Origin of the sequence: Desulfonatronum thiodismutans (genome assembly GCF_000717475.1) — a bacterium.
Classification (GTDB): domain Bacteria; phylum Desulfobacterota; class Desulfovibrionia; order Desulfovibrionales; family Desulfonatronaceae; genus Desulfonatronum; species Desulfonatronum thiodismutans.
This window is the reverse complement of record NZ_JPIK01000004.1, coordinates 332,196-346,713: the sequence shown is the minus strand read 5'-3', so window position 1 is coordinate 346,713 and position 14,518 is coordinate 332,196. Positions and strand designations below refer to the sequence as shown.

Annotated in this window: 14 protein-coding genes and 1 tRNA gene; 9 read left to right on the top strand and 6 right to left on the bottom strand. The window is 61.3% G+C overall.

What is annotated here, in order from left to right; translation table 11 throughout:
• Window positions 1-5: 5 nt before the first annotated feature.
• Window positions 6-82: transfer RNA gene (locus GY33_RS0102225), tRNA-Met, on the bottom strand.
• Window positions 83-282: 200 nt separating this feature from the next.
• Between GY33_RS0102225 and ileS the strand changes: the two genes are divergently transcribed.
• The 9 genes from ileS to GY33_RS0102175 all read left to right on the top strand — a co-directional run bounded on the left by ileS (window position 283) and on the right by GY33_RS0102175 (window position 9,170).
• Entirely contained in the window at window positions 283-3,174 is a 2,892-nt protein-coding gene (gene ileS / locus GY33_RS0102220; RefSeq protein WP_031385768.1) for an isoleucine--tRNA ligase, read from the top strand.
• Entirely contained in the window at window positions 3,174-3,677 is a 504-nt protein-coding gene (lspA, locus tag GY33_RS0102215; protein ID WP_031385767.1) for a signal peptidase II, read from the top strand. The genes ileS and lspA overlap by 1 nt, the downstream gene beginning before the upstream one ends.
• 24 nt (window positions 3,678-3,701) lie before the next feature.
• Window positions 3,702-3,917 (top strand): PLD nuclease N-terminal domain-containing protein, encoded by a 216-nt coding sequence (locus tag GY33_RS0102210; RefSeq protein ID WP_031385766.1) that lies wholly within the window; start codon window positions 3,702-3,704, stop codon window positions 3,915-3,917.
• On the top strand, window positions 3,914-4,831 hold the full coding sequence (gene ybgF, locus GY33_RS19570) for a tol-pal system protein YbgF (protein WP_051822202.1): 918 nt from the start codon (window positions 3,914-3,916) through the stop codon (window positions 4,829-4,831). Before GY33_RS0102210 ends, ybgF begins: the two co-directional genes overlap by 4 nt.
• Window positions 4,832-4,984: 153 nt before the next feature.
• A complete protein-coding gene (locus GY33_RS0102200) occupies window positions 4,985-5,434 on the top strand; it encodes an NIL domain-containing protein (RefSeq protein WP_031385764.1) in 450 nt (149 codons plus the stop codon).
• On the top strand, window positions 5,431-5,964 hold the full coding sequence (locus tag GY33_RS0102195) for a PilZ domain-containing protein (protein ID WP_031385763.1): 534 nt from the start codon (window positions 5,431-5,433) through the stop codon (window positions 5,962-5,964). Before GY33_RS0102200 ends, GY33_RS0102195 begins: the two co-directional genes overlap by 4 nt.
• Entirely contained in the window at window positions 5,955-6,674 is a 720-nt protein-coding gene (locus tag GY33_RS0102190; RefSeq protein ID WP_031385762.1) for an ATP-binding protein, read from the top strand. Before GY33_RS0102195 ends, GY33_RS0102190 begins: the two co-directional genes overlap by 10 nt.
• 5 nt (window positions 6,675-6,679) lie before the next feature.
• Window positions 6,680-7,000, top strand: a complete 321-nt coding sequence (locus GY33_RS0102185; protein WP_326923837.1) for an MTH1187 family thiamine-binding protein — start codon at window positions 6,680-6,682, stop codon at window positions 6,998-7,000.
• Window positions 7,001-7,295: 295 nt separating this feature from the next.
• Window positions 7,296-9,170, top strand: coding sequence for an SLC13 family permease (locus GY33_RS0102175; protein ID WP_031385760.1), 1,875 nt, complete (start codon window positions 7,296-7,298; stop codon window positions 9,168-9,170).
• Window positions 9,171-9,248: 78 nt separating this feature from the next.
• Here GY33_RS0102175 and gcvPB read toward each other — a convergent pair whose 3' ends face one another.
• The 5 genes from gcvPB to GY33_RS0102150 all read right to left on the bottom strand — a co-directional run bounded on the left by gcvPB (window position 9,249) and on the right by GY33_RS0102150 (window position 14,196).
• Window positions 9,249-10,700: an aminomethyl-transferring glycine dehydrogenase subunit GcvPB gene (gene gcvPB, locus GY33_RS0102170; protein WP_031385759.1), complete on the bottom strand. Its 1,452-nt coding sequence runs from the start codon at window positions 10,698-10,700 to the stop codon at window positions 9,249-9,251.
• The gene (gene gcvPA, locus GY33_RS0102165) at window positions 10,697-12,028 is read right to left on the bottom strand and encodes an aminomethyl-transferring glycine dehydrogenase subunit GcvPA (RefSeq protein WP_031385758.1); all 1,332 of its coding nucleotides are present in this window, start codon (window positions 12,026-12,028) and stop codon (window positions 10,697-10,699) included. The genes gcvPB and gcvPA overlap by 4 nt, the downstream gene beginning before the upstream one ends.
• Window positions 12,029-12,036: 8 nt before the next feature.
• Window positions 12,037-12,417: a glycine cleavage system protein GcvH gene (gcvH, locus tag GY33_RS0102160; protein ID WP_031385757.1), complete on the bottom strand. Its 381-nt coding sequence runs from the start codon at window positions 12,415-12,417 to the stop codon at window positions 12,037-12,039.
• A gap of 61 nt (window positions 12,418-12,478) precedes the next feature.
• Window positions 12,479-13,396 carry a phosphoribosyltransferase family protein gene (locus tag GY33_RS0102155; protein WP_031385756.1) on the bottom strand — a complete coding sequence of 306 codons (918 nt, stop codon included), beginning with the start codon at window positions 13,394-13,396 and terminating at the stop codon, window positions 12,479-12,481.
• On the bottom strand, window positions 13,393-14,196 hold the full coding sequence (locus GY33_RS0102150) for a pseudouridine synthase (RefSeq protein ID WP_031385755.1): 804 nt from the start codon (window positions 14,194-14,196) through the stop codon (window positions 13,393-13,395). Before GY33_RS0102150 ends, GY33_RS0102155 begins: the two co-directional genes overlap by 4 nt.
• Window positions 14,197-14,518 lie beyond the last annotated feature (322 nt).

The following is a 14,518-nucleotide window of genomic DNA, read 5'->3' as shown; positions in this document are numbered from 1 at the left end:
TTTGCTGGTAGCGGGGGCAGGATTTGAACCTGCGACCTTCGGGTTATGAGCCCGACGAGCTGCCATACTGCTCCACCCCGCGCCAAAGAAAATGATATTTACTGATGCTCCGGACGAATGTCAATCGGTTTATGTTTTTTTAAGAAAAAAATCCGCTCGCGTTGGTTTGGCCCAGAGTTTTCCTTTGGGCCGCCTTGACTTCCGGGGCGGCATACTTCAGATATTTTTGTTGGTTGCGAACCTATTTTTCTCATCACGTTTTTCGTCCACTAAAGGCATCCCATGACCGATTACAAAAAAACTTTGAACCTGCCGCAAACGTCCTTTCCCATGCGGGCCAATCTGAGTCAGAATGAACCAAAAATGTTGGCCTTTTGGGAAAAAATCAACGCCTACGAGGCCATGATCGCCCCCAATGCCGGGGCGCGAACCTACGTTCTCCACGACGGCCCGCCGTATGCCAACGGCCATATTCACCTGGGCACGGCCCTGAACAAAGTGCTCAAGGACATCATTGTCAAGTCCCGAAACATGCAGGGGCTGCGCGCCGAATACGTGCCCGGTTGGGACTGTCACGGGCTGCCCATCGAACTCAAGGTGGAGCAGGAGTTCAAGCTGAAGCAGAAGCCCGTTTCCACTCTGGAAATCCGAGCCCGGTGCCGGGAGTACGCCACCAAGTATCTGGACATCCAGCGCGAGGAATTCAAGCGTCTGGGCGTGCTGGGCACCTGGGACGACCCGTATCTGACCATGAAGCCGGCTTATGAGGCGGCCACGGCCAGGGAACTGGCCAAGTTCATGGCCAAGGGCGCGGTGGTCCGGAACAAGAAGCCGGTGCATTGGTGCTGCTCCTGCGAAACAGCCCTGGCCGAGGCCGAAGTGGAGTACGGGGAGCATGGTTCCCCATCCATTTACGTGGCCTTTCCGGTGAACGACCCCAAGCTGGCCGAAGTGTTTCCGGGGCAGGGCGAGGCTGTGACGTCCATCGTGATCTGGACCACCACTCCGTGGACCATTCCGGACAACATGGCCGTGGCCGTGCATCCGGAGTTTTCATATGCCCTGGTTCAAGTCAAAATGGCTGAAGGAGATGCGCGGTTCATCCTGGCCGAGGAACTGGTTCCCAGGTTGAAGGAAGTCTTCGGTTGGGCCGACGTCCAGGTGCTGGCCAGCGTGCCCGGGCAACACCTGGAGGGGCTGCTGGCCGCGCATCCGTTTTACGATCGCCCTTCACCCGTGGTTCTGGCCAATTACGTGACCTTGGAGGCCGGTACCGGCTGCGTGCATACGGCCCCCGGTCATGGCCGGGACGACTATGAAACCGGATTGCGCTACGGTCTGGAGACCCTTTCTCCTCTGGACGACCGAGGTTGTTTCTATCCTCAGACCGAGTTGGTGGGCGGACTGAACGTCTTCAAGGCCAATCCCAAGGTGATCGAAATCCTGGAGCAAAACGGCAGATTGCTGGCCCAGGAGAAAATCTCCCACTCCTACCCGCATTGCTGGCGCTGCCGCAAGCCGGTGATTTTCCGGGCCACCATGCAGTGGTTCATTTCCATGCAGGCCGATGATCTGCGCGGCAAGGCCCTGCATGAAATCGACGAGAAGGTACGCTGGATTCCGGCCTGGGGCCGGGAACGGATCCACAGCATGATCGCCAACCGCCCGGACTGGTGCATCTCCCGGCAGCGCAACTGGGGCGTGCCCATCGTGGCCCTGATCTGCAAGGAGTGCGGCCATACCTATACGGAACCGGACTGGGTCGTTTCCGTGGTGGACCGCTTCGCGGGACATGAACGGGGAGCGGACTATTGGTTCGAAGCTTCCCTGGACCAGGTGGTCCCGGACGGCTTGGCCTGCCCGGACTGCGCTTCGACCTCCTGGGAAAAGGAGGACGATATCCTGGACGTCTGGTTCGATTCCGGAACCAGTTTCGCCGCTGTTCTGGAACAGCGCCCGGAATGCACGTTCCCGGCGGACCTATATCTGGAAGGATCGGACCAGCATCGCGGCTGGTTCCACAGCTCGCTGCTGGCCTCCGTGGGCACACGGGGCGCGGCACCCTACAAAGCGGTTTTGACGCATGGCTACGTGGTGGACGCCAATGGCCGCAAAATGTCCAAATCCGTGGGCAACGTCATCGCTCCCCAGGAGATCATCAAGCAATACGGCGCGGAAATCCTGCGGCTCTGGGTGGCCTCCGAGGACTATCAGGACGACGTGCGCATCTCCACGGAAACCTTGAACCGCCTGGTGGACGCCTATCGCCGCATCCGCAACACCTGCCGGTTCCTGCTGGGCAACCTTTCCGACTTCCGGCCCACGGAGCACGCAGTGGACGCGGACCGGCTCCTGCCCCTGGATCGGTTCGCGCTGGATCTGTTCACCCGGCGGCATGCAAAAATCGCCGAAGCCTACGAACGCTACGAGTTTCACAAGGTCTTCCACACTTTGCACAATATGTGCGTCACGGACCTGAGCGCCTTTTACCTGGATATCGTCAAGGACCGCCTGTATGTCTCGGCTCCTGACGGCCTGGCCAGGCGTTCGGCCCAGACCGTGCTTTGGCGTGCTCTGGAGATGCTGCTTACGGATATGGCTCCAGTTCTGAGTTTTACCGCGGAGGAAGTCTATCAACACCTGCCCGAGGACGTCCGCGGGACGTCTCCCAGCGTCTTCGGCTTGCGCTTTCAAGGCCCGGATATGTCGGCTGCATCGGGTGCGCCCGTACAATCTTCTGGTGAGTCTTCTGGCGAGTCTATGGCCGAAGAGGCCCGCCAAGCCTGGGAAACCGTGATCCGGGTCCGGGCCGAGACCACCAAGGCCATCGAACCGGTACGCAAGTCCGGTGTCGTAGGGCATTCCCTGGATACGGAGGTGACCCTGTACGTCCATGACGACCTGCTGGACGTGCTCCGGCCCATGGCCCCGATGCTCAGGGAAGTCTTCATCGTCTCCAAGGTGGAGGTCCGTCCGGAAAGCGAGGCGGTGGAAAGCCAAACCGCCGATTTTTTCGTCAGCGAAGAAGTCGACGGATTGCGTATCGCCGTGGCTCCGGCTCCGGGAGCGAAATGCCCTCGGTGCTGGGTCTACAGTGAAGAGCTTGTCGCGGATGGCACGGAGGGCGGCGACGGTGTTTGTCCGCGCTGCCAGGATGCTTTGGAGGGTCGGTAATGGCGCCCCGGTATCGTCTTGTTTTGACCCTGGCCCTGGTGGTGCTGGTCCTGGACCAGGTTACCAAGCTCTGGGTGGCGTCTTCGTTGCCTTTGTGGGCGTCCAAGACCGTGATTCCCGGTTTTTTCAATCTGGTGCACGTCCTGAACAAGGGTGCGGCCTTCGGCTTCCTGAGCGATCTGGACGCCTCGTGGCGGCCGTATTTCTTTCTGGGCGTGACCGCCCTGGCCGTGGTCCTGATCCTGCACCTGCTCCGCACCGTGCCCAGGGAGGATACCGTTTTGTTCACGGCTTTGGGCCTGATTCTGGGTGGAGCCCTAGGCAATCTGATCGATCGGATCCGCCTGGGCGAGGTGGTCGACTTTTTGGACTTTTACATCGGCCAGTACCATTGGCCGGCGTTCAACGTGGCGGATATCGCCATCAGCATCGGCTCGGTCCTGCTCCTGGTCTCGGTCTATCGCACCCGACGCTACGGTCTGGTCTCCAAGGACGACAATTGACCCGCAAACTCCAAGGAATCACTCATGTTTGATCTGCCGACATCACAGCTTGTCTTGATCCTGGGGCTTCTGACCCTGCCTATCCTGCCCAACCTATGGGCCATCTGGCATTCGTTTCATTCGGAATTCGCCACGCCTCAGGAAAAAATGGTCTGGATTGCCGCCAGCGTGTTCCTGCCCGTTCTGGGCGGACTGGCTTATTTGATCTGGGGCCGTAAACGAGTCCGGAGGGAACAATGAAATACCGTTTGATTATCGTACTGATCAGCCTGCTCATGGCCTCCTGCATGGCGTCCAGGAGCGAGATGGACACCCTGTCCGCCCGGGTCTGGGACCAGGAGCAGCAGCAGCGCCGGTTGCAGGGCCAGTTGGCCGCCCTGGATCAGGAACTGACCAGGTTGCTGACGGAAATGGAAGGGGTGAGCACCCCAATGCGCGCCACCCAGGCCAACCTGTGGGCAGAGGTCGAAGCCCTGCGCATCCAGACCGCCACCATGCAGGGCCAGATGGAAGAGTTGCAGCGCATGCTTCAGGGGGATCGTCCTGGAGAAGGCGGTGGGCATATCGCTGATCTGGGCCGTCAGGTGGCCTACCTGGACCGTTCCGTGACCATGATCGCCAGTCAGTTGGCGCTGGATTTGGGACCGCGGCCGGACGCCCCGGTCGCTGGGCGGCCGGACTCGCCGGATGGCCCGGATCAACTGGTCATGGTCGATCCGGACGCCTTGATGCCGGACCGCCCGCAACCGCCGATGGTCCCATCCACCGCGGACGATCCGGCCCAAGCCTTGTACGATTTGGCCCTGCAGGCCTTCCATGACCGCAACTACGCCCAGGCCCAGCGGATGTGGCAGGAATTCGCCACGACCTTTCCGCAGCATCCTCTGCTGTCCAACGCTCTGTTCTGGCAGGGTGAAAGTTTTTTCCAGATGGAAGATTACGGCCAAGCCGTACTGGCCTACCAGGACGTGATCAGCAAGCATCCCCAGAGCAACAAGTACGCGGCCTCCATGCTCAAGCAGGGAGCGTCCTTTTTCCGGCTGGGCAAGGACAGGGCCGGAGTGCTGGTTCTGGAAGATCTGGTCAACCGGTTTCCGGATCAGCCCGAGGCTGCCCGGGGGAAGAGTTTGCTGGATGAGCAGCGGGGGCGGTAGGGGGCAGAAGTCAGAAGTCAGGAGTCAGAGGGCTGAGACCTGAGACCTGAAATCTCCAGATGTGAATACTCTTCGCGGCGTTCCAAGCTGTAGGGGAGTCTTCTGCCGGGATGTGAAACCGTGAACCATTAACCACTAACCCCCAAAAAAAACATGTCCGAAACCAAGGAAACCATCTACCTGACCTTTCCTCCCGACGTGTCCAACCAGCCTGTGGTTTGCAATCTGGCCCGGGTTTACGGTTTGACTTTTAATATCCTCAAAGCCCGCATTTCTCCAAAGCAGGAAGGTCAGATGACCCTGGAGATCATCGGGGATCGGAAGAAATGTCGCGAGGGGCTGCGGTATCTTAAGGAGCATGGGGTGGCCATCACCCCGGTGGCGCAGAAGATTCGCCGAGTGGAGGATTCCTGCGTCCACTGCGGTCTGTGTACGGCGCTGTGCCCGACCAAGGCCCTGCGCGTGGACCTGAACAGCCGGGAAGTCCTGTTTTTGCGTGAAAAATGTTCGGCCTGCGGCCTGTGCACCAGTCTGTGTCCGGTGAAGGCCATGGTCCTGGAAACCGAGAACGGGATTTGGGAGGCGATCACGGAGGGAGCATGAGCGAGCAAAAGCGGACCTATTCCAGGGTGGAGACTTATTTTCCGGGTCGGTTGCGTCTTCTCGCGCCGGGAGAAGAAAATGCCGTCTATCAGGGATGTTTCGGCTGCGACGCTGCCCAGAGCGTGGCGTTGCGGCCCAAGGGCGCGAACATGCCCGAGGCCTTGCTGGATTTTTTGGAAACCATCAATTCCAAACTGGATATGCTGCTCAGTCTGGCCAATCGGGAGCACCTGGAAAGCACGTTCCCCGTGGCCGTGAACATCGTGGAAATCAGCGGCGCGGGGCTGATTTTCACTGCGGACCGGGAATTTGCCATGGACGACCGGTTGGAACTGGTGCTCTTTCTGAGTCAGTTCCCGTTGCAGACGGCCGGAGCCATGGGCAGGATTCATCGCCGGGACGACCAGTCCGGCAATTCGGCCTGGGCCGTGGACTTTACCTCCATTCGCGAGCAGGACCGGGAGGCCATAGTCCGGTACGTCTTTCAACAGCAACGGGAGCGCATCCGGGAGAGTAAACAATGGAACTGACCGACTCCTTGCTGGAAGTGGCCGCCGAGCGTTGTCGGGTCATGACCGGAGAGATGCTCAACGGGATCGTGCACAACCTGAACAACCCGGTGCACGCCTTGACCATGCAGACGGAGTTGTTGCGCAATTCCCTGAACAAGGAGGGGCTTGACGCGTTGCGTCCGAACTTGCTGGAGAAGTGCACGCGTCTGGAGCGCGTGGCCCAGGAGTTGAAATCACAACTCGACACCCTTTCCTGGCGGGACACCTACGTCAACCCGACTCGACAGCTCATCAACCCCGCGCATTTCGGTTCCTGGCTGCTCCAGTTCTGGCAGGGCGATCTGTTGTTCAAGCACAACGTCGCCGCGACTCTCTCCACTGATCCCCCGCCCCCTCATATTCAGACCGTTCCCCTGGCCTTGACCTGGTGCCTGGAAGAGCCTTTGTCGGCCCTGATGTCCATTTTGGGAAGCAGCAACGTTCAGGGAACACCGGACTTGACCCTGAAGCTGACTTTGGAATTCGGGCCCTTGCCCGACGGCGGGCTGGCGGTCCGGATGACCACGACCTCGAAGGCCGATCTCCGCGGCTTGGCGGGTGAAATCCGGCATGTCCAGGAACTGCGTGAGCTGACCTCCGCCTTGGGATGGGACTGGAGCGCGAACCTGGACCAGGGGATGTTGTCCGTGCGCATGGCTGTTCCTGGAAAGGGTGAGCAAGGAGGCTGAGTGATATGGGTGAACATGACGCGATGAACGTTTTGGCTGAGTTATCCATTTTTCCCATGGACAAGGGCGACAGTCTGGCACCCTACGTGGCCCGAGCCGTAGCCATTATCCAGCAAAGCGGATTGGCCTATACGTTCGGGCCCATGAGCACGGTGATCGAAGGCCACTGGGATCAGGTGGTGGACGTGGTGGGGCGTTGCCAGGCGGACTTGGCGACGGACTGCGACCGGATTCTGGTCTATCTGCGCCTGGATTGTCGGCGGGGCAGGAAAGACGCCATTGGTTCCAAGGTTCGCTCCGTGGAGGCTAAGCTCGCCGGAACGTGACCCTAGCAGTCCGTTGAAAAACTCCCAATTGCTGCGTTGCTGCAAAAAGTTCAAACTCTCACGTATGAATAAATACGTTTCGACCTTGAACTTTTTTTGCTCCTTGCACTTGGGGGTTTTGAACGAACTGCCGGATAAGGACTTTTTCAACACTCAGCTAGATTTTCCGTGACCTTTTCACCGGTTTATCTTGCCGGCATGTCGCCCGATCTTCATGCGTCGCGTTTCGCGTCGAGGGTCGGGCTTTTTTTATGAACGTCATCCCCTTTATCGTCAACAAGGCGAGCTGGACACCATGACACTGGACCAACTTACGATCATCGCCGTTCTCGTGGCCGCCATGGGCATGTTCATTTGGGGCAAATGGCGGCACGACATGGTGGCCGCCGGGGCGTTGCTGGCCTGCGTCTTCACTGGACTGATACCCGGATCTGAGGCGTTTTCGGGGTTCGGCCATCCGGCCGTGATCACCGTGGTCTGCGTTCTCGTGCTCAGTCACGGCCTGCAGGTTTCCGGAGCCGTGGACGAATTGGCCCGACGGGTCCTGCCGTCCGCCGCCGGACCGACGAGAAGCATTGCTTCCCTGACCGGGCTCGGAGCTTTGCTTTCCGGATTCATGAACAATGTTGGGGCCATGGCTTTGTTGATGCCTGTGGCGGTCAAGGTGTCGGGCAAGTTGGGGCTGACTCCGGGCAAGGTCTTGATGCCTTTGGCCTTCGGCTCGATCCTGGGCGGGACCATCACCCTGATCGGCACCCCGCCGAATTTGATCGTCTCCGGGTTTCGGGCCGAGGCGGGATTGGGCGGTTTCGGCATGTTCGACTTCACCCCGGTGGGGCTTGCCGTAACCGTCGCGGGCTTGGCCTTCATTTCCCTGGTGGGCTGGCGCTTGGTCCCCGGGCGCAGGCAGTCGGACATGGATGATTTCGACACCGCAGTCTACACCACGGAAGTGCGGATCACCGAGGACAGCAAGGCCGTTGGAAAGCGGTTGCGGGAGGTGGAACGAACCCTGGACGAGGCCGATGCCGTGATCGTGGGCCTGGTCCGGAGCGGGTTCCGGCTGTCCGCGCCGTATCCGGGACGGATCTTGCGGGACGGCGATATTTTGATGATTCAGGCCGAACCCAAGTCTTTGGCTTCCGTGCTGTCCGGGTTGGGATTGAAACTGGAAGAAAGCGTACCGCCTTCACCAAGCAAAAAGCAGGAGTCGGAGCAAGGCGGGAAGGACGACCATTCAGCCGACACGATGAAGCGGGAGAAAGGGACGGAGGAAAAAGGCGAACAAGGGGAAGAAGGGAAGGTCAGGTCCAGCGAGATCATCGTCCAGGAAATGGTGGCCATGCCCAGCGCGATCCTGATCGGCCGCTCGGCCAGGGACCTGGAACTGCGAACCCGTTTCGGAATCAATCTGTTGGCCATTTCCCGTCAAGGACACCGGTCCATCAAACGGCTGCGTTCAACGCCGATCCAGGCCGGAGACGTGTTGTTGCTGCAAGGTTCGCCGGAAGCGCTGTCCGGTTTCGCCTCGGAGTTCGGCTGCGTGCCTTTGGCGGTGCGGGACGTGCGGGTTCCGGCGAAAGGCCAGGCCATGAAAGCGTCCTTGATCATGATCAGCGCGGTGGCCGCCACGGCCCTGGGATTGGTTCCGGTGGCCGTGGCCTTTGCCGCCGGGGTGCTGGCGATGATGGCCTTGAGGGTCGTCTCGTTGCGCTCGGTTTACCAGGCCGTGGATTGGCCCGTGATCGTTCTCCTGGGGGCCATGCTGCCGGTGGCCGGGGCCATGGCTTCCACCGGAGCCGCGGATCTGATCGCTCGGTTTCTTCTGGACACGGTGGCCCAGGGCCACGCCGTGCTCGGCTTGGCGGTGATTCTGGTGGCGACCATGCTCATGACCGACTTCATGAACAACGCGGCCACCGCCGCGGTGATGTGCCCCATCGCGCTGAGCACCGCGTCCCTGTTGGGAGTCAACCCGGACTCCTTTCTGATGGCCGTGGCCATCGGCGCGTCCTGCGCCTTCCTGACGCCCATCGGCCACCAGAACAATACGTTGATCCTGGGACCGGGGGGGTTCCACTTCGGGGACTATTGGCGCATGGGCCTGCCCACGGACATCCTGGTCGTTGCAGTGGCGCTGCCTATGCTGCTTTGGGTCTGGCCGCTGTAGGCGGTTGGCGGGGCCGACCGTCGTGCGGTCGGCCCGGTTCACCCCATGACGGCTAGCGGAGATGCCGTTTTGCCTCGATCAAAGCCCGCAGTGGTCCGTCAGTTCCAGGTTGCGGGCGGCCTTGACCTCGTCCAGGCGGCTGACCGGGGTTTGCCGGGGCGCGGCTTGGACGGCTGCGGGGTCCTGGTCGGCCTGTTCCAGGATAGCGATCAGGTCGTCCACGAACTGATCCAGAGTGTCCAGGGATTCGGTTTCCGTGGGTTCGAACATCAGGGCTTCCTTGACGATCAGCGGGAAGTAGACCGTGGGGGCGTGGTAGCCCTTGTCCAGCAGGGCCTTGGCAATGTCCAAGGCCCGGACGCCCTTGGCCGCCTGGCGCACGGCCGAGGCCACGAATTCATGCATGCAGATCCGATTGTGCGGGATTTCCAGATGCTCTTCGAGGCGCTTGCGCAGGTAGTTGGCCGCGAGGACCGCGTTTTCCGAAACCCGGATCAGTCCCTCCCTCCCTAGACGCAGAATGTAGGCGTAGGCCTTCAGGTAGACGCCGAAGTTGCCGTAGAACGGGGCTACGTAGCCGATGGACTTGGGGTAGTCGTAGTCCAGGAAGAACTGGCCGTCTTCCAGCTTGACCACCCGGGAAATCGGCAGAAAATCCACCAGCCGCTCGCACACGCCCACCGGACCGGAACCGGGGCCGCCGCCGCCGTGCGGGGTGCCGAAGGTCTTGTGCAGGTTCAGGTGAACCACGTCGAAACCCGCGTCGCCCACGCGCATCTTGCCCAGAATGGCGTTCAGGTTCGCGCCGTCGTAGTAGAGCAGGGCGTCCACGGAACGAACCAGTTCCACGATTCGGGGCAGATGCCGTTCGAACAGGCCCAGGGTGTTGGGGCAGGTCATCATCACCGCGGCCACGTCCTCGCTGAGCACGGCTTCCAGGGCCTGGGGATCGACGATCCCGTCCCTGGATTCCAGGCTGATCACGTCAAAGCCGGCAATGGCCGCGGAGGCCGGGTTGGTGCCGTGGGCCGAGTCCGGCACGATGACCTTGGTCCGTTTGCGGCCCTTGTCCTTGTGGTAGGCGGCGATGATCATCGCTCCGGCCAGTTCGCCGTGGGACCCGGCCATGGGGTGGACCGTGAATCCGGCCATGCCCGTGATTTCGCAGAGCAGCTGTTCGGTCTCGAAGATCACTTCCAATGCGCCCTGGGCGAAATGGCCCGCCCCCCGGAACTGGGGCACCAGCGGATGCAGGCGGCTGAAGCCCGGCAGGGCCGCGGCCTGCTCCATGAACTTGGGGTTGTACTTCATGGTGCAGGAGCCCAGGGGATAAAAGTGGCTGTCCACCCCGAAATTGAGCCGGGAAAGCCGCGTGAAATGGCGGACCACGTCCAGCTCGCCCACCTGAGGCAAACAGGGCAGGCCGTCCCGGGCCAGCTCCTGAGGGATCAAGCCGGTTAAGTCCTTCTTCAGCTCCCGCAGCCCGACGCCGGGGCGCCCGGATACGGATTGTTCGAATATGGTCTTCATAGCGCGCCTCCCAGCAGTTCCTTGAGGATGCCGATGTCTTCGCGGGTGTTCTTTTCCGTGCAGGCGATGAGCAGGACGTTCTCCAGGCCCGGGTAGTAGCGGCCCAGGGGAAAGCCGGGCAAAAAGCCGCGCCGGGTCAGGCGGTCCATGACGTGATAGGCGGGCCTGGGCAGGACTAGGGCGAACTCGTTGGCGAACGGGCGTTGGCTGAGCAGCTTGGCTCCGGGGAGCTTGAGCAGGCGTCTGGCCGCGTAGTGGGCCAGTTCGGAGCAGTGCATGGCGGTGTTGGCCAGCCCTTGGGGACCCATCAAGCAGAGGTAGGTGATGGCGCGCAGGGCGCAGAGGGCCTGGTTGGAGCAGATATTGGAGGTGGCTTTTTGGCGGCGGATGTGCTGTTCCCGGGCCTGGAGGGTCAGGACGTAGCCGGTTCGGCCCTGGGAGTCGGTGGTCCGCCCGACAATCCGGCCGGGCATCTGGCGGATCAGGGCCTTGGTGCAGGCCATCATGCCCAGATAGGGGCCGCCGAAGCTCAGGGGCAGGCCCAGGCTCTGGCCTTCGGCCGTGGCGATGTCCGCGCCCATGGCCCCGGGCGTCTTCAGAATGGCCTGCATCAAAGGGTAGACGGAGATGATGTTCAGGGCGCCCTGGGACCGGGCATGGGCGAACAGACCGGAGAAGTCCTCAAGGACGCCAAAGAAATTCGGGTTCTGGACGATGATCGCCGCGGTATCGGTATCCACTGCCGCGGACAAGGCTTTCAAGTCCGAGCCGCCTTCCCGGTGGGCGACCACGGTCATATCCAGATGCAGGTTTGAGGTGTAGCAGTCCAGCATCCGGCGATAGATGGGGTTGACGCACTCGTCCACCACGATCTTGCGGCGTTTGGTATGGCGCACGGCCATCATCATGGCCTCGTACAGGGCGGTCCCTCCGTCGTAGACCGAGGCATTGGCGTACTCCATGTCCAGGAGGCGGCAGACCGCGGTCTGGTACTCGAAAATGGCCTGGAGCGACCCTTGGGACGCCTCAGGCTGGTAGGGGGTGTAGGCCGTGGCGAACTCGCCGCGGGAGGTCAGAAAGTCCACGGCCGCGGGAATGGCGTGGTCGTAAAAGCCCGCGCCCAGAAAACCCACCAGCCGGGTGTTGTTTTTGTTCGCCAGGGTTTCCAGATGCCGCATGACCTCATGCTCGCCGAGGCCTTCGGGCAGGTTGAAACTTTTGGGACGCAGGGCCTCGGGGATCTCCGCGAACAGGTCGTCCATGCCGGCGACGCCGATAACGTCCAGCATGCGGTGCTGTTCGTCCGGGGTGTGGGGAATGTAGGGCATGGTTCGCTCTATTCGTCGCCGCACTCGGCAATGGCTTTGTATTCCTCGGGGGATAGCAGGCCCTGGGGAGGCTCGCTGAGCCGCACCCGGATCATCCAGCCCGCGCCATAGGGATCCTGGTTGATTTTTTCCGGTGCGCCATCCAACTCGGCATTTACTTCGATGACGGTCCCGGAAACCGGGCTGTTCAACTCGCTGGCCGCCTTGACCGACTCGATGCTGCCCATTTCCCGGCCTTGCGCCACGGCGTCGCCCACGGAAGGCAACTCAATGAACGTAATGTCGCCAAGCTGGCATTGGGCGAAATCCGTGATGCCGACCAGGGCTTCCTGGTCGGTGACGCGGACCCATTCGTGGGACGCCATATAGAGCAGATCACTGGGAATCATCGGGGGCTCCTTGGATTTGGGGGTAAACGGTTCAGGTTGGCACGTTTCAGCGTTTCGAGGCTCATAACGGTTCAAGGACGATTCTGGCAATATCCGGGGCCAGGGAAATGACCTGGAACGGCGGCCTGCTGTGAACGGCCTCGGCTTGTTCCGGGCAGGAATCCGTGATCCAGATCGTCTCGAAATTTTCATCCTCCAGGCGGTGCCAGCAATTGTTGGGAAAAACGCCGTGGGTGGCGAAGGCGCTGACCCGGGCTGCTCCTTTTTCCAGCAGGAGGTTCTTGCATTCGATGAGAGTTCCGCCGGACATGATCAGGTCGTCCACGATGAGCACGTGCCGGTCCCGCGGGTCTCCCTCCTTGATCAGCACTCCGCGCCGGTCGCCCCGGCGGGCCTTGAGACAGACGATTTGCGGAAATTCCGGAAACAGGCGGCCGAACCGCTTCCAGGCGCCTTCGTCCGGAAAGGCGACGGACAGATCGGACTCGTCGCGCACCCGCTCCTTGAGCAGGGGGATCGCCGTTTCCAGACGGGGGATCACGCTGTCCGAGAAGTAAAAACGCTCCTGCAAGGCGTGGATGTCGTAGATTACAATCTGAGCCGGGCCGGACATGGTCAGAGGGATGTCCGAGAGCAGGCGGGCCAGGGTGGCCGCCGTGGCGATCTGCCCTTCCTCTTCAATCCGTTCCATGGTTCCGGTGGGAAAATAGGGCAGGATCAACTTGAAGGAGCGCACCGCGTAGCGGGGCAGCTCAAAGAGCACGGCCAGTTGGGCGAACATCTCGCCGGGCGTGGTCAGGGTGCTCAGGAAGGCCACGTCGCGGTTACGCAAGCCCGGGGCGTTCTCGATGCGCAGGTTGGGAAAGCCGTCCCGGAAATAGGACCAGTCGATCCGGCCCAGGGTGATTCGGTCGGGGTGGGCCGTGTGGATGCGCAGGGCCATTTCGGTCATTTGCGGACAGAAGAAAAGATGGATCATGCGGGCTCCTCGGCAAGGGGGATGTCGTGGGGAAGGTCCAGAGATGCACGCAGGGCTTTGAGTTCCCGGCTGGTCAGTGGCCGACTCGCGCCGGGAGGCAGATCGCCCAAGTGGATCGGCCCCTGGGAGATGCGCCGCAGGCGGATGATGTGCAGTCGCAAGTCGCGGCACATCCTGCGGATCTGGCGGTTGACGCCCTGGCGGAGGGTCATCTCCAGAGTAACGGCATGGTCCTGTGCTCGGGGTGAGCGGTCCCCGATGACCCGTGCCCGAACCGGCGCGAGTTGGTCCCCCTCGGCCAGACGCATCCCGCCGAGCATGGTCGACAGCTTTTCCGAGGTGACCCGGCCACGAACGCGGACATGATAGATTTTTGGGTGTTCCCAGCGGGGATGCGTCATGCGCAGAGCCAGTTCTCCGTCCGTGGTCAACAGAAGCAGGCCTTCGGAGAGCAGATCCAGCCGGCCCACGGGAAAAGGACGGCGACCTCGGATGTTTGGTGGGAGCAGGTCCAGGACGGTCTTCCTGCCTTGGGGATCATGGGCCGTGGTCACGACGCCCGGAGGTTTGTGCAGGGCCAGATAGAGGTGGTCGGAGGACCGGATATGGCCAAGAGGGACTTCCCGTCCGTGGACATGAATTCGATCCACGGCAGGATTGATGCGGATGCCCGGCGAGTCGGCCACGATTTCGTTGACCATGACCGCCCCGCTCAGAATCAGGTCGTCCGCGGCCCGGCGGGAACAGAGCCCGGCCCGGGCCAGGGCCTTGTTCAGCCGGGTGGCTTGGTCGGTCTGCACGGTGTTTACCTCTGAGTCCCGCGTTTCAGAATCATTCATCCAGTGAGCATAGGTCCGGGTGAGCGGAGGGGTCAAGGCTGGATTCCCGGCTGGACTCACGGGTTTGCGAGAATGGCCTGGAATACTACGTTTCGTAAATCCCGTCATGCTCGCGAACGCGGGCATCCAGGACATGCTTGTTGCAAGTCGTTGACGGGTTTCGGTTTGACCACATGACAAGTGCCGTCTATAGCCGTTGTTCGTTGTCGTGCCGGAGTTTCTATCCGCATGTGGCTTGGGGCGGACGGGGATGAAAACCGGTACTCGATTTTCTCTTGCAAAG